15 protein-coding genes are annotated in these 18,306 nt (G+C 44.0%); 3 read left to right on the forward strand and 12 right to left on the reverse strand.

All coding sequences use genetic code 11. The annotated features are described in order from the left end of the window. The 7 genes from LNL84_RS14060 to hinT all read right to left on the reverse strand — a co-directional run bounded on the left by LNL84_RS14060 (position 1) and on the right by hinT (position 6,101). On the reverse strand, positions 1 to 1,290 hold the full coding sequence (locus LNL84_RS14060) for an NAD(P)/FAD-dependent oxidoreductase (RefSeq protein ID WP_244358200.1): 1,290 nt from the start codon (positions 1,288 to 1,290) through the stop codon (positions 1 to 3). Between the two features lie 399 nt (positions 1,291 to 1,689). Continuing rightward, a complete protein-coding gene (gene ycfP, locus LNL84_RS14065; protein WP_244358201.1) occupies positions 1,690 to 2,229 on the reverse strand; it encodes an alpha/beta hydrolase YcfP in 540 nt (179 codons plus the stop codon). A 98-nt stretch (positions 2,230 to 2,327) separates the two neighbouring features. Continuing rightward, a complete protein-coding gene (locus LNL84_RS14070; RefSeq protein ID WP_244358218.1) occupies positions 2,328 to 3,200 on the reverse strand; it encodes a phosphotransferase in 873 nt (290 codons plus the stop codon). Positions 3,201 to 3,219: 19 nt separating this feature from the next. After that, positions 3,220 to 3,810 (reverse strand): penicillin-binding protein activator LpoB, encoded by a 591-nt coding sequence (lpoB, locus tag LNL84_RS14075; protein ID WP_244358202.1) that lies wholly within the window; start codon positions 3,808 to 3,810, stop codon positions 3,220 to 3,222. A gap of 39 nt (positions 3,811 to 3,849) precedes the next feature. Then, positions 3,850 to 4,242, reverse strand: a complete 393-nt coding sequence (locus tag LNL84_RS14080; RefSeq protein WP_244358203.1) for a YcfL family putative periplasmic lipoprotein — start codon at positions 4,240 to 4,242, stop codon at positions 3,850 to 3,852. Continuing rightward, a complete protein-coding gene (locus LNL84_RS14085; protein ID WP_244358204.1) occupies positions 4,242 to 5,645 on the reverse strand; it encodes a COG3014 family protein in 1,404 nt (467 codons plus the stop codon). Before LNL84_RS14085 ends, LNL84_RS14080 begins: the two co-directional genes overlap by 1 nt. A 105-nt stretch (positions 5,646 to 5,750) precedes the next feature. After that, positions 5,751 to 6,101, reverse strand: coding sequence for a purine nucleoside phosphoramidase (hinT, locus tag LNL84_RS14090; protein WP_244358205.1), 351 nt, complete (start codon positions 6,099 to 6,101; stop codon positions 5,751 to 5,753). A 368-nt stretch (positions 6,102 to 6,469) separates the two neighbouring features. Here hinT and LNL84_RS14095 point away from each other — a divergent pair, with 368 nt between their 5' ends. Together LNL84_RS14095 and LNL84_RS14100 are read left to right on the forward strand one after the other, a co-directional pair. Beyond that, on the forward strand, positions 6,470 to 8,461 hold the full coding sequence (locus LNL84_RS14095) for a methyl-accepting chemotaxis protein (RefSeq protein WP_244358206.1): 1,992 nt from the start codon (positions 6,470 to 6,472) through the stop codon (positions 8,459 to 8,461). A gap of 189 nt (positions 8,462 to 8,650) precedes the next feature. Continuing rightward, positions 8,651 to 9,808, forward strand: coding sequence for a DUF1887 family protein (locus LNL84_RS14100; protein ID WP_244358207.1), 1,158 nt, complete (start codon positions 8,651 to 8,653; stop codon positions 9,806 to 9,808). 69 nt (positions 9,809 to 9,877) lie between these two features. Here the strand turns inward: LNL84_RS14100 and LNL84_RS14105 are convergent, their stop codons facing one another. Together LNL84_RS14105 and LNL84_RS14110 are read right to left on the reverse strand one after the other, a co-directional pair. Continuing rightward, positions 9,878 to 11,122, reverse strand: a complete 1,245-nt coding sequence (locus LNL84_RS14105) for an MFS transporter (protein WP_244358208.1) — start codon at positions 11,120 to 11,122, stop codon at positions 9,878 to 9,880. Positions 11,123 to 11,409: 287 nt separating this feature from the next. Further along, entirely contained in the window at positions 11,410 to 12,660 is a 1,251-nt protein-coding gene (locus LNL84_RS14110) for an MFS transporter (RefSeq protein WP_244358209.1), read from the reverse strand. A 353-nt stretch (positions 12,661 to 13,013) separates the two neighbouring features. Here LNL84_RS14110 and LNL84_RS14115 point away from each other — a divergent pair, with 353 nt between their 5' ends. Next, entirely contained in the window at positions 13,014 to 13,895 is an 882-nt protein-coding gene (locus tag LNL84_RS14115; RefSeq protein WP_244358210.1) for a LysR family transcriptional regulator, read from the forward strand. Positions 13,896 to 13,977: 82 nt separating this feature from the next. Here the strand turns inward: LNL84_RS14115 and LNL84_RS14120 are convergent, their stop codons facing one another. The 3 genes from LNL84_RS14120 to LNL84_RS14130 all read right to left on the reverse strand — a co-directional run bounded on the left by LNL84_RS14120 (position 13,978) and on the right by LNL84_RS14130 (position 17,470). Then, positions 13,978 to 15,354 (reverse strand): aldehyde dehydrogenase, encoded by a 1,377-nt coding sequence (locus tag LNL84_RS14120; RefSeq protein ID WP_244358211.1) that lies wholly within the window; start codon positions 15,352 to 15,354, stop codon positions 13,978 to 13,980. Positions 15,355 to 15,434: 80 nt separating this feature from the next. Further along, a complete protein-coding gene (gene buk, locus LNL84_RS14125) occupies positions 15,435 to 16,499 on the reverse strand; it encodes a butyrate kinase (RefSeq protein ID WP_244358212.1) in 1,065 nt (354 codons plus the stop codon). Positions 16,500 to 16,534: 35 nt separating this feature from the next. After that, a complete protein-coding gene (locus LNL84_RS14130; protein ID WP_244358213.1) occupies positions 16,535 to 17,470 on the reverse strand; it encodes a phosphate acyltransferase in 936 nt (311 codons plus the stop codon). Positions 17,471 to 18,306 lie beyond the last annotated feature (836 nt).

An 18,306-nucleotide genomic window follows, 5' to 3' on the forward strand; every position in this document is an offset into this window, starting at 1 on the left:
TTAGTGTAATTTGAGGTTTGGTCTCAATACTCGGTTTATTCTTCCCACTAGCATCATAAGACCCGTTTTAATGACACCATGCAAAGCCATTTGGTGCATACGATATAAAGAGATATACACAACTCGAGCGATACGTCCTTCTACCATCATTGAACCTTTCGTCAGGTTCCCCATTAGGCTACCTACCGTTGAAAAACGGCTTAGTGATACCAAAGAACCGTGATCTTTGTATTGATAAGGCTTCAACTCTTTATCTGACAGCTTCGCGATGATATTGCTGTACGCTTTGCTCGCCATTTGATGCGCAGCTTGCGCTCTTGGTGGCACAAATGAACCGTTTTCCTGAGTACACTGCGCCAGGTCACCGATGACAAAAATATCATCATCACGCGTTGTCTGCAGCGTATCTTTGACAATCAGTTGGTTGATACGGTTGGTTTCAAGGCCAGCGATCTCCTTCATAAAGTCAGGCGCTTTGATTCCTGCCGCCCAAACCATGATTTGTGCTGGAATTGTCTCGCCATCTTTCGTCGTTAACCCGTCTTTATCTGCCTTTGTTACCATCGTCGTAGTTCGCACGTTTACACCGAGCTTTGTTAACTCTAGGTGCGCGGCTGACGAAATACGCGGTGGCAGTGCTGGTAAAATACGCTCGCCAGCTTCAACAAGATTAACGTTTAACTTGCTGGAGTCCAAGTCACCAAAACCATATGTGCGTAGCTCTTTTACTGCATTGTGCAGCTCAGCAGAAAGCTCAACCCCGGTGGCACCAGCACCTACAATTGCGATATCAACAGACCCTTGACCACTATTAGCATGCAGTTTAAGGAACTGGTTGTTCATCTCTGTACGGAAACGGTGAGCTTGTTCCGGGCTGTCTAGGAAAATACAGTTGTCTCTAACGCCTGGAGTATTAAAATCATTCGACGTAGAGCCAATCGCGAGCACGAGAATATCGTAGTCCAACTCACGGCTAGGCATAAGTAATTCACCCTGCTCATCAGTCAACTCGGTTAGCATAATACGTTTGTTCTCACGATCAATATCTTTGAGACTGCCCATCTGAAAGTCAAAATGATGGTTTTTGGCGTGGGCACGATAGCTTAGAGCATCAACGCCTTCATCAAGTGATCCTGTTGCTACTTCATGCAGCAGTGGTTTCCATAAATGACTCGCTTTGCGGTCCACCAGCGTTATTTTCGCACGGTTCTTACGCCCTAGTGTTCTTCCTAATTTGGTTGCAAGCTCTAAACCGCCTGCACCTCCACCGACTACAATAATGTTTGTCACAATGGCTGTCCTCTACAAATATAAAAACTGTGTAGCCCGAACGATTCCGGCTATTAAATTCTGTCAGTAAGTTGAGCACTACTGGCCAACACGAGCATGTTGCTCTTTGTAGGTACAGTTAAACGTTAAATAGTGTTACTTTTGGCAAGTGTTCTCACTCGCTCTCAATTTTTTTTGATAAATATCAATTTTTTTATAATTAGCTCATTATATAGAGCAAAACAATCACCGCAACTATTGAATGGAATTATTTTCATTGAACACGGTAATTGCTGGTTTTCGCGTCATTATCGCTTGTCCCCCCATACAAAAACAGCTCCCCTTTTGGGGAGCTGCTTATTTAATACTTTTTTGTTACTCATTTGCTACATAGTATTCACTTAAAGTACACAAGTGATATCAAGCTTCTTTGAATTGCTTCATTTTTTGCAAATGTTGAGAGATTTTCTGAAATTTGTGGGGTTGAGTCTCATCCCAAACGATTTCGTAGTAATCTTTTAGTTCATTCGCTGTGAGCTGATTATCGTGGATCTCATCTTCTCTAGAGAGGATAACCAAACAGCTCGACTTGTTCTTCTCGCGGAATTTTTCGACGCACTTAGTGGCGATATCTTCGTATTCTTCGGGTCGATCAATTCTACCTTGCATGGTTTTCTCTGGATGCAAGTTCGGATTAAACATCACCTGTTTAATACCACATAAAAAGCCAATGCGTTCCGACCAGTAGGCACCAAGCCCGACACCACAAATAATGGGCTGCTTGTCATCTGACTGCTCTATCACTTTGTGCACTTCTTTGAGCAAATGCTGCATATCGTGCTTTGGATGCAAAGTGCTGTAGTTAATAAAGCGCACATCTTCGTCAATAAATTGTAATTGAAGCACTTTTTCGTGATTGCCCGGGCTGTTTGAGTCGTAGCCGTGAAGATAAATAATCATAGTACCCCTCGTTAATTCCTTTATGGTACGTTTGTTTTAAATCTAACATGAAAGCCCGAATTTGAAAGCGCTTCTCATGCTTTTTATTAGCTGCTTGCCTATAAACAGTGATCAACGCGACATATTGTCGCATCGATTTGCTCAGCTATCGCTAAATACTCTGGTACTCTCCAAACTTGAAAGGCCAGTAGATACCATAATATTGCCATCAACCTTGAATGTTGTTGCCATTTTTTTACTCCATCAAGCCATTCTTGGGTGAACGTAATCCCACGTAGCTGGCAATATTCACGTACTCCTGTCTCGACATCGCCCTGGATATTGTCTAGAGTCAACGCTAGATCGAGCCGAGGATCAGCAATAGCCGCATACTCCCAGTCAATGATTGCGATACCATTCGTTGTGCGCAATAAATTGTATTGTCCCAAATCTAAATGACACAAGACAGCATCGCTAATTGTCTTTAACGAACACTCTCGAAATCGCTGATAGGTCAGTTGGTATTTGTCCCGTTCTGGCAAGTCGCGCAGGTTATGCCAATATGTATCAACTTTGGCCGTAAAATCGAACTTTTTTAGATTACTACCTGTTTTCTCAGGGCAAACTAGGCTGCGATGAATGTCAGACAATACTGACAAAACCTGATGTTGTGAAAGAGACTCATTGATTACATCGCCCTCAACCCAAGTGACCAGTAACCCCTTGTCATTAACAGCAATGAATTGATTGGTTTCTAGAGTGCCTGCGACAGACTGCAATACCTTAGCTTCATGCTGCCTACAGAGGTCAAAACTCTGGGTTGCTTTTCCAGAGGGTCTCCACAGCATTGGGGCTGATCCCTGAACCTCTATCCTCCAACAACGATTCGTCAGTCCACCAGATAGTGGTGCTGCACGAAAAGGCTGCTCATTGAGTAGAGATGGGAGCCATTTTAAGGTAGGGTCTAGCGCTGTTGCACTAGACCAATTCATTGACTGCAAAGAGGCTACCTTATAGGCCTAGAATGGAGCGTGACTCTTGTTTACGGATCTCTGTCTCGTCAGCCCATTCGATCAAGCCTGTCTCTAGATCCATTAAACGCATGGTCATTTTGTAATAGACGTCTTTGTCGCTGCCCGCTTCTTTTACGATACTGCTCATATTGCCGTAAAGCATATACTGGGCTCCAACCATTTTTCCAAACTGGATCGCGGTTGATTGGTTCACCAACTCATCGTTATTTTGGAAATTCAATTGGTCACGAACTGATTCGACGCGATCCATATCCACGAATCGAAACTTACCAGAGTTGAGCATTTTAGTACTGATCGTGTCGGTGATAGATTCTGTATCAATATGCTCGGTGGTTTTATTCTTAATACGTTCAACAAATACGATTGGACGGCTATCACGAGTAATCGCCGCCACAGAACCTGACATCAACATGCTGTCGACCATTTGCCCTGCGATGTTTTGCAAGTCCGTTGAGCCAAAATCAATCGTCGTTGTTTCAGTCGCTTGTGCGTCCCCATAACTCACTTTGTTCGAGCAGCCACCAAGAATGACAGCCAACCCCAATAAAGCAATAATACTCTTCTTCATTTTAATTCCTTAGTTTTGCTACTTTCCCCTCAGAGGAAATCAATCATTCGCCGCACGCATTTGAAGGCGGAAATCTTTACCGTTTGGATTTACCGATACTTCAGAGATAGAGATGGTTTCATCCCCTCTTAGTATCAACCTCTTCCAAGGTGCTTGTTTGGTATTCACCTCTAAACCTTGTTTGTCATACCAGTAGAAACGATATTGAAGCGTTTTATCCGTTGATGTGGTATTTGCCAACTTCACTATCGCTCGGGCATGCCCATTGGTATCGATGGTAGAGATATCTTCGATTGAGATCTCTTTCCCCATACGTTCATCACCAAACAACACAGTTTGAGTTTGGCCTTCGACTTTAATTCCCGAGGTTTTTGGTTGGGCACACCCCGTGATCACGAAAAGCACTCCTAAAGATAATAACCATTTTTTCATTACAGTCTTCCTAATTGTTTGTGCCAAATTGTGACACTGCCACCCTGCCGGGAAAGCCAAACCAATACCGTTTGTTTATCTCTGACTTCAAAAGTATAGTCTTGACCGTCAACAGTGAGTATATGCTGACCTACAGCCATAATACGACTACTACTGTTTACCAATCCTGGTAATGTCTGCCAACTGCGTGTATCAGGCTGCTCCGTAAGCGTATTCCAGATGTTAAACACCAAGTTTCCTACATCATCATCTTTTGCGGTGCTTTTACGTAACTGGTCTTTGGCGTACACCCTTAAGGCCTGCCTCAGTAATATTGACGGCATGTTTTCAGACAATTGCTGGCTGGCCATCAAGTTCACATCCGCGAGCAATTGACCATTTAGCTCAGTACCATCCAATACCAGAGGAGAAAACTTTTCACTCACCCCTGGTGGATAATAAGGCAGTGACAAGCTGTAAATGGCGTAATTGCCCTGGCTATCGTACACCGGCAACGATAAACGCCAGTCACGCATTGGCTGCACCACACCCTGCTCTTCCAAAATGATGACTCTACCTTGCTTGTCTTGTAGGCTGGCAAGCTCTCCGTACTCTTTGGTCAATGCTTCCAAGGCTTGGTTGCGACCAGAACGCCTGGCAACACGCATTACTGCATCTCGAACATCTTTATTGTCTGGTAATACTGCTAAGGCTCGGGTGTAGTCTATATAAGCTGCATTCAAATCGTTCGATGTTTCGTACAATAATCCCGATAGATATAGCAAATACCCGTTCTGTACGGCTTGCAGCTTTTCACCTGCGTCAGGGTATCGAGACAACACAGAACCAATATTGGGAGAGAGCCCTTGCTGCTTTAATTGACTCTCAGCAGACTTTAAGTCTTTGTCTCTCGCCTGCTTGGCTCTTTCTTGCACTCTATTCGCACGTCGAACTTCCACTAGTGCGCCATCAAGATCATTTTTATGTACGTAGTTTAAGCCTAAATATAGGTGTAAAAAACCGAGCTCATAATCGGGCGGCACGTATTCGGTAATATTATCGTTAATAGCCAGAGCGCCGACACTGGTCACCGTGTCCGATATCGAAATAAGTGCTTTATCTTGTTGAACCTTGACAGCCCTGTCGCTAACTTCAAATGCGGCTTTACTTTCTGGATATGACTGATTTAATAGCTCAACTCGACCTCTTTCAAAATTATCAAGTATCGAACCCGCTCGCTCTTCTTCTGCTGTAGGCAGTGCGGTAACGGCTTTTTGATACTGACCAGTCGATACAGCTTGACGCACCACGGTGTTTTGCAGTGTATAATGGCTAAATAAGTTTTGAGCAGATAACCCTGCACACGCAGTGAGGGTCATAGACAGCAATGCGACTGAGGCTTTGTGTATTTGTCTTTTGAGCATATAAGAGAGCTTAAAATCCTATAGTGTGGCGAGTCGTCGTGTCACTGCCGAGCCGATAGCTAGCAACCTTCGTTTTCAAGCGGGCCTGCTGCCCGCTCAACAACGCTATACCATGAGAAGTGGACCAAGCGGACTACCACCGACCAAATGCATGTGAACATGATAAACTTCTTGCCCGCCATGCGCATTGCAGTTAACAATTAAACGATAACCGTCTTCGGCAATACCTTCCTCTTTTGCGATTTTCTTCGCCACCGTAAACATGCGCCCCATCATGGCTTCGTCTTCGCTTTCAACATCATTGGTTGTCGGGATCAATTTATTTGGGATGATCAGAACATGCGTCGGCGTTCTTGGATTGATGTCTCTAAATGCCGTGACTAACTCATCTTGATACAGCACGTCCGCATCGATCTCTTTGCGAATAATCTTACTGAAAATGGTTTCTTCTGCCATAAGGCGCTCCGGGCGTAATTGATTGATTATAGTTTAGTATATCGCTAAACCGCTTGTTGATGCAGTATGCCTGATGGTGCAGACTAGTACAATTACTCTGCTAATCCTTCGCCTCTGGTCGGCTCTCGGTGGTCATTATTTATCCCAAGATGTTCAGTTTGCCAAGTTGCTCACACTTAATTGCTATTTTTGACGAGTGCGTCATAAAACGTACACCAACAACTCAATTATATTTCAGTTTTTGTTATTTCTAACGATAAAAGAAATAAGGCTCGTCGTTTTTTACATCGAGACAATAACACTTATGTTTACTAACTCTCATTGAGAAGAGTTTTTGAATTGCTGTGCTTTTAAGGGAGTAATGAGTTATGCAAGGTTCCGTCATTAGGCGAATGTACGCTGGTTTTACCGTTATCGTTGTACTGTTTGTCATTACAATAATGATCATGCTCAATGGCATGAACACAATCCACTCTTACTTCGGTTCGGTGTCTACCACTTCTTTGCCCCTCGTTTCGCTGTCGAATCAAACGAGTGTCAAACTACTGTCCGCTGACAAGTCATTTAAAGACTTCCTCACGACACAAAGTGAAGAGCGTATGAATACCATGCGCAATGAATTCGCCGTGTCGATGGATGAATTCGCCTCGACATTAGAGCAACTGGCTAGCGCCAGTGCCAATCACCCAGAACTTGAAGAACGCATCACACAACTTCGTGATGTTCAACTTCGCTATCAAGCAGAAGCGCAAGAAGCGATGGACAACTACCAGTCGATGTTCGACGCTCAAGCTCAAGTTCAGCAATCCTCTCGTCGCTTTCAAAAACTTCACACCGACCTTTCTGTTGGAATGAAAGAGTACATTGATGACCAATCGAGTATCTCGGTCAAAGTAATGGCAAAAAGCTATTTCATTAAACTAAAAGACGCGGAGATGATCACATCTGACGCCCTAGCGAGTTCCGAAAGCACTGCGGTACAAGAAGCGGTAGATAAAAACCGTAAAGCGGTCACCCACCTAAATTACGCTTACCGTGGCCTCGCTACCCAAATGCCAGAATTAAAAGCTGTGTTTGATAAGTCAGTGGCTCAATTTACCAAAGACGTGGGTAAAAGAGGTGGTGTGTTGGATCAGCACAATAGCTACCTACATGCTCGTACGGCATTGTACGATAACATTGCCAATCTGGCTGCCGAAGTTGACGGTGCAATGACGACACTGAACTCTTTTAATGAAACAGCGACCAATACGCTAAATCAGACTCTGGTTGAAGCGGGCGAAGTGTTTGACGAAGGGGTCATCAAGGCGATTGCCATTGGCGTCGCTGTAACCGCTCTTGCCATTGGTATTGGCTATCACATAGCTCAAAGCGTAAGACAGCCACTCAACAGTACGTTAAGAACCCTTGAGAGCCTAACTCAAGGTGATATGACGCAACGAATTGAAGTCAAATACAACAATGAATTCCGCCGCTTGGGCAATCACATCAATACGCTAGCTGATAGCTTGCACAATGTGTTGGTGAGACTTAACGACGCATCAGACAATCTGACCAATACTGCCTCAGACAATGAAAAGACGTCGAGCAGCGCTCAAGTACAACTGAGCGCCCAGCGTGAGCAAACCGCAAGCGTTGCAACGGCAATGACTGAAATGTCTCACTCCGTACAGGAAGTCGCTAATAGCGCTCAAAGTTCATTAGAGAAAGTTCACCAAGTGGAATCGGCTTCTGAATCGGGTCGTCAAATCATGAGCAGTAACATTACCACCATTAACCAACTGGAAGAACGCCTCACTGAATCAGTTGAAGCAGTATCTGAGCTTCAAAAAATGAGCAGCCAAATTGGCAGTATCCTTGATGTAATTCGAAATATCGCTGAGCAAACGAACTTACTTGCTCTGAATGCCGCAATAGAAGCGGCTCGCGCAGGTGAACAAGGTAGAGGCTTTGCCGTTGTTGCCGATGAAGTCCGTGTGCTAGCACAGAAAACCACGGAATCGACCAGTGAAATCGAAACGATGATCAGCAACCTACAAAGCAGCTCTAAGAGCGCAGGGCAAGTGATTGAAGGCTGTATGAAAGATATGGAGCGCTCTGTTGAGCAAGCGTCAAGTGCTAATGGTGCTATGGAAGAGATTCAAGCGCTGATTATTGAAATCAGTCAGATGAGTACGCACATTTCTCAAGCGGCGGTCGAGCAAAGTGAAACAACCTCTGATATTGCAAAGAATATTGAGGAGATTAACCACATTGCAGACTCAAGCTATCAGGCAATGTCTTCAATAGCGTCGACCAGCGAAAGTCTCACCAGTTTGGCCAACCAACAAGGCGAGCTAGTCCATAGATTCAAACTTTAAGTTTCTGTCTCTAGAGGGTTAGAAACCTGTCAAAAATCAACAAGGGTAAGATAATAGTATGTCTTACCCTTGTTTTTTAACGCTATCAGCATTATATCTTGCTATAGGCTTGCTACATTTCCTTTACTTGAGTTTATGTCAGAGACTCTCGATCCCATTTTAGAGTAAGCCACAAAGAAAGGAACATTTATGGCCGTTCATGTTGGCATTATTGATCAAGACCCCGTGCGCTTAATCACACCTCTACTCGATGATAGAACGGTAAGTAACCATATCGTATTTATTGGCGACAATTCCCAATTAGAGATGTATTCACGTTTGCATTCCGTATTATCAGAACGTGGTATCACCTCTGAATTTTTCGAAATTCCCGATGCCGTCAATACATCCGCAATCAAATTCGCCATCCAACAGTTAGCCAAATCGCTGAAAGCCCGTGGTGGTGAAGTAAAACTGAACGCGAGCTGTGGCTTAAGGCATCGTTTATTGTCCGTTTATGAAGTCTTTCGTACCTATCACTGGCCTATTTTTGTGGTCGAGCCTAACAGTGATAAACTCTGTTGGCTTTACCCTGAAGGCGCACAAGACACACAGGTACAAGATCACATTACTATCGGCGACTATTTAACTATCTTTGGTGCGCGAGGAGAATTTACAGAATACGATCTGCCACCACAACTCGACAAAAAGTTGTATGAGTTAGGCGAGAAATGGGCAAGCAATGCTCTGGAGCTCGGGCCCGGGCTGGCAACACTTAATTACCTTGCAACCACCTGCCGTAAAGAGCAGAAACTGGATGTAAAACTGTCCGAGAAACAGCAAGGATATCGCGAAGTTAATATGCTTATTAGCGACTTGGTTGAGTCAGAGATCGCCAGCTATGATGATGGGGTTCTTACTTTCATTAGTGAAGACGCACGCCGTTTTTCTAACGGAGAATGGCTTGAAAACTTAGTGCACAGTACCGTCAAACAGATCCAAGATGAGCTACCAACGATTCAAGACCACTCTCTTAACGTCCAAGTTTATCGTCAACTTGGCGATCGCGAAGTTCGCAATGAATTGGATGTCGCCTCAGTTGCCAATAACAAGCTACATATCATTGAATGTAAAACCAAAGGTATGAGAGATGACGGTGACGACACCTTATATAAGCTTGAATCGCTTAGAGACTTACTCGGTGGCCTGCAAGCCCGAGCAATGTTAGTCAGTTTCAGGCCACTTAGACATAACGATATTACACGTGCGGAGGATCTTGGTTTAGCACTCATTGGGCCTGACGAGCTTAAAGATTTACGCACCCACCTTCTGACTTGGTTTCAAGAAGCTGGTGGGACAGAGCTATAATCAGGGTTATTGGTATATAGACAAAAAAAGCTTGGTAATCACCAAGCTTTTTTACTTTTAAAAGGCCAATTACATAGACTTAGCAGCTTCAGCTCTGCTGAGCTTCTTTTGCTTGCTGCTTACAATAAGAATACAAATATAAGCTGCAGCAGTCAGTACTAGGATGGCAAATGGAAGCGCTGCCCAGCCGAAGCCATCAACGGCTACACCACTGACAACACTACCTAGGCCAAAACCTAATGAGATGAAGAACATCATTAAACCTTGTGTAAAACCACCGCCGACAAATGTAAGACGAGCAGCAATCGCTGGTGAAATCATGTCAGTGACCGTGATACCTTGCAGATAAACAAGAACCAATGCTAGAGGAACAATAAAACCAAGTGCCAGCCCCGCTTCAGCGATAAAATACAAACCGCCAACCACAGCAATAGAAACCACACAAGACAGTTTAAATAAGCTCAATGCGCCACGCTTAGCCACGTACTTCTCAGCAGCGACCAGAACAATCAAACCCAGTACAGATGCTACAGAAAGGTTTGCTGCTGACATAGATTGAGCGATATTGTACGCATTCTCCATCAGGTTAGGGTACTGCGCCTGAAATGCACCTTGACCTGCACACAATAGACCAACAGCGAGTAAGAACAAACCAAAGTTAGAGAAGACAACCTTTGCAAAGCCCACTTTTTCAGCGTCACCTTCTTCGTTTTGTGCCGCGATCGCGTCAGCATTATCGACAATACGTTGCGCCGCTTTTTTGTTGGTCATCATCGTGACAACAAGTAACACTGCAACAAGAGCCATCATTGCCATAAAGCGCATCTCATAGCTCCAGCCCATACCAGTCACTGTCGCTAGTGCAACACCAGAAATTAGCGAACCAAAAATCAACACTTGAGCCATACGACCAAGCTTCATCGCTTCGGTCTTTTCGTCATATCCGGCGAAGGTAATGAAAACAGGGTTAAGCATAAGTAGGATTGCAGAGCCTGTACCAAACAATACAGAGCCGATCGCCATCAGCATGAAGTTGCTGCCTGCTAGCAAAAATGACGCTCCTGCGAGTAAGTAAGCAATTAATCCTAGCCCTTGAGCTAAACGGTGAGCGTTAAATTTGTCCGCCAAAATACCGATAAGTGGTGCAAACAAACCCGCTAGACCAAACAACCCCATTGCAAGTCCAGCTTGAGTCGCGCTGCCTGTTCTAGCCAAGATAAACGACGGTACCATCATAGGAATAAATACGATCTGGACGATACCGTATGCAAAATGGGCAGAGAACCAGCCCTCTAGACCAAGCTTTTTCAACATGTGACAAACCTCTTATACAATTGCTCAATAGCGTAAGAGCAATAAAGTGATCAGGCCAACATAAAATCGGCCCATTATAAAAATGGGCCGATTATAACGCCCTCGTTACCTCATAAAAGTAACACAGGGATACACGTTTTTCTTAAACAGTATGTTACCCAAATATTTAGTAATACTCCGCCGCCCCACATTCAGCAGAAAGAGCAACTAGGTCTATATATCCTCTAAAGGTTCTTGGAAAAAAAAAAGCTTGGCAAATGCCAAGCTCGATTAGAGGGTTATGCTAATTACGCTGTCGCTTCTTTAGCCACTTGCTCTTTAGCAACCACTGTCTTTTGCTTTCTTGCCACAATCAAGATACAGATGTAAGAAACTACTGTAAGTCCAAGAATCGCTAATGGCAGTGCTGACCAACCGTAACCATCAACAGCAACACCACTTACAACGCTTCCTAGGCCAAAACCCAACGAGATAAAGAACATCATTAGACCTTGAGTATAGCCACCGCCAACGAGCGTTAGTCGAGCAGCGATTGCAGGAGAAATCATGTCAGTGATAGTAATACCTTGCAGGTAGACTAGAACCAACGCCAATGGCAGAACGTAAGGCAACACTAGGGCTGCTTCTGCAATAAAGTAAAGCACACCAATTACCGCAATAGAAATCAGAGCACACAACTTAAATAGGCTAATAGAGCCAAACTTAGCCACGTACTTTTCAGCCAAGACAAGAACAAGTAGGCCTAGTACCGCAGCGACTGACAATGTTGCTGCTGACAATGATTGTGCAACGCCATAGCCATTTTCTAGCAAGTTTGGATATTGCGCCTGAAACGCACCCTGACCCGCACATAGAATACCGACAGCAACAAGGAATAGACCAAAGTTTGAAAATAATACTTTGAATAAACTGACTTTAGGTGCATCTTCTTTATTTGCTTCAGCCATTGCGTCTGCATTATCGATGATGCGCTGAGCTGCTTTTTTGTTCGTCGCAATAGTAATCACAAACAGTACAGCAACCGCCACGATCATCGCGATGAAGCGTGCTTCGTAGCTCCAACCAGCGTCTGTTACTGCCGCCAAGCCGATACCTGAAAGTAGAGAACCAACGATAAGCACTTGAGACATACGGCCAAGCTTCATTGCTTCTGTTTTTGTATCGTGACCCGCAAACGTGATGAACACTGGGTTTAGCATCAGCATAATTGCCGAGCCCGCACCGAAGAGTACAGAACCAATCGCCATTGCGGTGAAGTTTTCTCCAGCAACAACAAAACTTGCACCTGCTAGCATATAAGCAATGAGACCCAAAGCCTGAGTCAAACGGTGCGCCTTAAATTTATCAGCCAGCAATCCGATAAGCGGAGCCAAAAGTCCAGCAATACCAAACAGTCCCATCGCAAGCCCCGCTTGAGTAGCACTACCCGTACGCGCAAGAATGAAAGAAGGTACCATCATTGGTATAAATACGATTTGAACAATGCCATAAGCAAAATGCGCTGAGAACCAGCCTTCTAAGCCAAGTTTTTTCAACATGTTACAGACCTCGTGGGTAAATCACTTTAAAAAGTGGAAAGACAAAAAATAAAATCGTAGCAAAAAGGATCCGTTTTCTACTTCATGAATAAGTTTGACCATCAATATTGATTCATTGGGTTAGTGAACGAGCGTAATGTACTCTTTATGTGTCGAGTCAGTAACCATGTAATTGATAGGCTTATTAATCGAGTTCATCATATCAGTCAAACTTAAATTAAATATATAGGGTCCAAACGTCAGTGTTAAGTTAATACTTCTCTCAGCGCCAACTATGTTATACACTAAATGTGAAATGAGAATACTTAACAATATATACTCTCCCGCTAATTTTTGAAGGTTGATCTGTACCAATGAATTTGACTAAGCTGCGTGTCTTTGCATTAACTGCTGACCATGGCTCTTTAACCAAGGTCGCCCACTTAATGGGCAAAACTCGAACATCATTGAGTATGGCCCTCTCTAGCTTGGAGGATGAGCTAGGCGTCGAGCTGTTTGAAAGAACCCGGAATCGACTGGTACTCAACGATGCAGGTGAAGCTTTACTGCCCGACTGTCGAAATATTCTCAACATGGCAGAAAGCTTATATTCAAAAGCAGAACAATTCAGACAAGGTGACAGCGATAAGATTCGAATCGCCTACGACGACACCTTGCCTTCTACTTTCTGGCGCAAACAATTGGTTGCTCTATCCGATGCGTTTCCACACGTATCTTTAACGGCAATTAAAGCTTCTAGCCCTGATATTCCTTCTTTAGTAAAAGACAACCACGTAGATCTCGCTTACGGATTGGTGTTCAGCTCTGGTGACGATCCTATGGTCAAAGTGCGTGCCCTTCACCGTATTCGAATGATGGCTGTGTGCTCTCCAAAACACCCTTTGGCTAAACTCAATAACGTTACGAGCACCGACATCAGTGCGCACCGTCAAATTATTCAGTCGCATCTCTATGAAGAAATTCACGAAGACTTTAAGCCGATTTCAAGCAGCACCATCAGCTTTTCTAATTACCAAGAAATGCTAGAGGCCGTTATCGATAACTTAGGCTGGGCTATTATTCCTGAAACATTGGTTAAACAAGAGCTGCGTCAAGAGCACCTTGTCGTTGTTAAGCATCCTAATGGTATGTACTACGAAAGCTTTGGTGAGATTTCCCGACCAAACGATCAATCGATGGAAACACGCCAGTCCTTAATTGATGGGATCGAAGAAGGTATTTACGACCTGTTCTAAGCTTAAAGTTTTTATATTCACAACAACGAAAAAGCCGAGCATAAGCTCGGCTTTTTTGTTCATATCGATTGGTATCAATCGATTAAACGATGCGCAGACCGCCTTGAGCGATTGCGAAACGACGTGCACGAGTGTACGAGTACGCGTTTGTGATACCTTCACCAGTAGGACCAGCGATAGTGAACGTTGAAGTACCTTCAGCGTTGAAACCTACACCAGATAGTGTTGGGCCGTTGTGAGCGAAGATAGTCGTGTTGATAGCGCGACCGAATTTAGTCACGTTCTCGATGTTACCAGAGTAGATACATGCAGAGTGCTTGTTACCACGCTCAGCAGCAACTGCACGCTCGATAGCTTCGTCGATGTTCGCGCAACGAACAACTGGAAGTACTGGCATCATTTGCTCAACGTGTACTAGTGGGTGATCGTTCTCAACAACCATAACCGCTAGACGAGTCTCAGATTCAACACCGATTGACTTAAGGATTTCACCTGCGTCTTGACCAACGTGTTGCTTAACTGGGTGCCATACGCGAGCAATTTCTTGCGCAGTACATGGCTTAGCACCGTCGATTTCATCCATAGTTAGGATTTGTGCAGTTAGCTTCTCAGCTTCTTCTGCAGAAAGAACGTAAGCGCCAGTTGCTTCTAGCTTAGCTAGGAATTCGTCAGCTACTGAATCTTCAACGAAGACTTCTTTCTCACCGATACATAGTAGGTTGTTATCGAAAGATGCACCGCCGTATACGCCAGCCGCAGCTAGGTCTAGGTTAGCAGAAGCGTCTACGATTACTGGTGGGTTACCAGCGCCAGCGCCGATGCCTTTTTTACCAGATTGTAGGATTGCTTTAACTAGACCAGGACCACCTGTACCAACTAGCATGTTGATAAGTGGAGACTTAGCGATTTCGTTTAGCGTTTCTAGAGTTGGCTCTTTAACCATAGTGATTAGGTTAGCAGGACCGCCAGCTTCAACGATAGTTTTGTTTAGCATGTCGATCATAACAGCAGAAACAACTTTTGAAGATGGGTGAACGTTGAACGTTACCGCGTTACCAGACGCTAGCATTGAAATAGCGTTGTTAACGATAGTTTCAGTTGGGTTAGTTACAGGAGTAACAGCACCGATAACACCGTAAGGTGCACGCTCTTCTAGAGAGATACCGTTGTCGCCAGACCATACTTTAGTTTCTAGAACTTCAGTACCTGGAGTCTTAGCAGCTGTTAGCTGGTGCTTAGCGATTTTATCTTCAACACGGCCAAGTTTCGTTTCTTCACGAACCATTTTTGCGAAGTCTTCAGCTTTAGCTAGAACAGCGCCACGCATAGCCGTTAGGATTGCTTCACGGCCTTCTTTCGTTGATGTTGCGTAGAATTCTACTTGTGCTTTGTGAGTTGCTTCGATTGCAGCTTCAACAGTTTCGAAAACGCCTTGTGCGTTATTGATATCGAATGACATTATAATTACCTTCTGTAAAGTATTCAGTGGATAACCACTTGCATTGAGCAGGCTCACGGCCTGCCCTAATCTTTATTTAATTAAGCGTAAGTTTGAGCCGCTTCTTCGCCATTCACTACGCGCAATGTACCTAGTACTAGTGCTTCTAGCTCAACTTCACCTGGGAACTTAGTTACAGGAGCTACAAACTCAACGCGCTTAGTGATTTCAGCAGTGATGTACTTGCTGTATGCGATACCACCAGTCAGTAGGATACCGTCGATTTTCTCGCCACCGAATACCGCGCCCATAGCCGCGATTTGCTTAGAAACCTGATAAGCCATAGCGTCAGTCACTAGTTGGAATTCAGCGTCGCCAGCTTCAGCTTTCTCTTCGATTTCACGCATGTCGATACTACCTGTGTAGCTGAATGCGCCGCCTTTACCCTGGATAAATGCTTTCATTTCTGCGTGCGAGTATTCGCCGCTGAAGCATAGGTCGATTAGCTCGCGAGTTGGTAGGTCACCAGAACGCTCAGGAGTGAATGGACCTTCAGATACTGCATCGTTTACGTCTACAGTACGGCCACCCATGTGTGCACCAACCGTGATACCGCCGCCCATGTGGCAAACGATAACGTTAACATCTTCGTACTTCTTACCTTGGTCTTCAGCGAACTGACGAGCAATAGCTTTTTGGTTAAGAGCGTGGAAACGACCTTTACGCTTGATTGCTTTGTGGCCAGAGAAAGACGCTAGTTCAGATAGTTCATAAGTTACAGGAGCATCTGTGAAGAAAGCATCGATACCATTTTCATCAGCAATTTCTTTACCGATGATCGCAGCTAGGCTTGCTGGGTGTTGGATTTGAGCTTCTAGTAGGTCAGCAATTACTGCATCTTCAACTTTGTAAGTACCGCCAGCGATTGGCTTAAGTACGCCACCGCGACAAGCTACCGCTGATAGCTCAGAAGCTTTAACGCCTGCTTCTTCAAGAGCTGCAAGGATTGCTTCTTTACGGAATTCTTTTTGGTTCGCTACGATTGCACCGAATGGAGCTAGCTCTTCAGCGCTGTGGCGAAGAGTTTTTTCGAAAACTTCAGTAGTACCTTCGAAAAGACCGATTTTGGTAGACGTAGAACCTGGGTTGATAGCTAGAATTTTCATTACTTCTTAACCTAAATTGTGATTTCTATTTATAATTATGCAGATGCTTCTGCAGCTTCTTTCTGTTGGCTCATCGCCGCAACAGAACACGCAAGCGCGATAGAAACGGTTTTCTCAGCTTCACCGTCTGCACGAGAAACGAGAACAACTGGAATACGTGCACCAAGCAGTACACCAGCCATGCTAAAGCCAGCCATGTATTGAAGAGCTTTAGCAAATACGTTACCTACTTCGATATTTGGAACCATTAGTACGTCAGCGTGACCTGCTACAGGGTCAACGTAACCTTTTAGGTTTGCAGCATATTGAGATACCGCGATATCAAGAGAGATAGGACCAGAAACGACACAACCTTCGATCTCGCCGTTTTGGTTTGCTTTTTGAAGTTCAACTGCGTCCATAGTCGCAGGCATTTTGTCGTATGCTTTTTCTTTCGCACAAAGGTTAGCCACTTTAGGTTCTTTGATGCCTACAGAGTGTGCAAGTTGAACTGCGTTTTTAATGATGCCTTTCTTTTGCTCGAGGTTTGGAGCAATGTTCATTGCCGCATCAGTAAATACGTGGAAGCTGTCGCCGCCTTCTTTGAAAAGAACACCAGCGTGGCTCAGTACGTTACCAGTACGCAGACCGTGCTCTTTCTTAAGAACTTCTTTTAGAAGAATTGAAGTATCGATGAGACCCTTCATTAGAAGGTCACCTTTACCTTCTGCGATTGCCGTTACTGCAGCAGTAGCGATTGCTTCAAGGCCTTCAGCTTCGATGATTTCGAAGTTGCTCAAATCTACATTCGCTTTCTCAGCAGCTTCGTTGATTAGCGCTAGCTCACCAACAAGAATCACATCAGCCATATCTTCTTTAAATGCGTTATTCGCCGCATCTAGAGTTGCATCGTCGTGTGCTGCAGCAACAACCATACGTTGCTTCTTGCCGAATTTCTTAGCTTGCTGAATAAAGAAGTCTTTATTGTACATAGGGGCAATACCTTTTATTGATATAGACATAAAAAGCGATGTCGCTAGTTAAAATCGTCTATTTGTTCATTGCATTTAAATACAAATTAAATGTCGAAATTGAATTAATGATTGTGGAGCAACGTATTAATTCTTGTTTCTACACCTTTAGTAAGGAATGAATAAAATTTAACTTAGCGAGCTGGTATTTAAATGTCACTGGGTGTCAACTTAATTGACCAAGTTCCACGTATCCATTGATTTATAATGGTTATAGAGAAGGAGAGGTATTGATGAGCTTAATATAAAGAGATCTGGATCACACCGGGTGATAATACAAAGCAAATACGACAATAGACTGATTTATAAGGTAACGCCTGTTACCCGTTATGGGTAACTAGTAACCAAGTGTTACGTAAGTTACCCAAGAGTAACTCTGGATAATATAAATTTGCGTGATAAACAAACAATAACTAAAAATAAATTATATTAAAAGCCTACGTAAATTGGGGTCCGTAATTACCAACGCACACAAGACATTCACCAGATCAATACCAAAAGGGTGTGACATTGGTCACCAATGAACGCTAGCGTAAGTTTTTTTGACGCTCAGTGAAGTGCTGGGCAGCATTACACATTTTAAACTCAATCCCAGTTAAGCAATTTGTTCAGCGTATGATTGAAAGTCATTCACTGAAACATAAAAAATAGTTAAGTTATTATATAGATAAGGGTCAATGATGACACATCAAAACCGCCTAGAAGAAAGCGTAAATCGCCTAAGCACAGTGCTAGAAGAGCAGAAGCAACTACTTGCTGAACAAAAAGCAACGATGAACTATGCTGAACGTCTTGAG

The organism is Vibrio gelatinilyticus (assembly GCF_022836845.1).
Classification (GTDB): Bacteria; Pseudomonadota; Gammaproteobacteria; order Enterobacterales; family Vibrionaceae; genus Vibrio; species Vibrio gelatinilyticus.

Bases quoted from the DNA above. Each gene is read 5' to 3' on its own strand.
- buk (WP_244358212.1), bottom strand. From the start codon at position 16,499: ATGAAAATTCTAGCTATCAACCCAGGTTCTACGTCTACCAAAATCGGT.
- LNL84_RS14115 (WP_244358210.1), top strand. From the start codon at position 13,014: ATGAATTTGACTAAGCTGCGTGTCTTTGCATTAACTGCTGACCATGGC.
- LNL84_RS14080 (WP_244358203.1), bottom strand. From the start codon at position 4,242: ATGAAAAAATGGTTATTATCTTTAGGAGTGCTTTTCGTGATCACGGGG.
- LNL84_RS14100 (WP_244358207.1), top strand. From the start codon at position 8,651: ATGGCCGTTCATGTTGGCATTATTGATCAAGACCCCGTGCGCTTAATC.
- LNL84_RS14120 (WP_244358211.1), bottom strand. From the start codon at position 15,354: ATGTCATTCGATATCAATAACGCACAAGGCGTTTTCGAAACTGTTGAA.
- LNL84_RS14105 (WP_244358208.1), bottom strand. From the start codon at position 11,122: ATGTTGAAAAAGCTTGGTCTAGAGGGCTGGTTCTCTGCCCATTTTGCA.
- LNL84_RS14130 (WP_244358213.1), bottom strand. From the start codon at position 17,470: ATGTACAATAAAGACTTCTTTATTCAGCAAGCTAAGAAATTCGGCAAG.
- hinT (WP_244358205.1), bottom strand. From the start codon at position 6,101: ATGGCAGAAGAAACCATTTTCAGTAAGATTATTCGCAAAGAGATCGAT.
- LNL84_RS14095 (WP_244358206.1), top strand. From the start codon at position 6,470: ATGCAAGGTTCCGTCATTAGGCGAATGTACGCTGGTTTTACCGTTATC.
- LNL84_RS14110 (WP_244358209.1), bottom strand. From the start codon at position 12,660: ATGTTGAAAAAACTTGGCTTAGAAGGCTGGTTCTCAGCGCATTTTGCT.
- ycfP (WP_244358201.1), bottom strand. From the start codon at position 2,229: ATGATTATTTATCTTCACGGCTACGACTCAAACAGCCCGGGCAATCAC.
- LNL84_RS14085 (WP_244358204.1), bottom strand. From the start codon at position 5,645: ATGCTCAAAAGACAAATACACAAAGCCTCAGTCGCATTGCTGTCTATG.
- lpoB (WP_244358202.1), bottom strand. From the start codon at position 3,810: ATGAAGAAGAGTATTATTGCTTTATTGGGGTTGGCTGTCATTCTTGGT.
- LNL84_RS14070 (WP_244358218.1), bottom strand. From the start codon at position 3,200: ATGAATTGGTCTAGTGCAACAGCGCTAGACCCTACCTTAAAATGGCTC.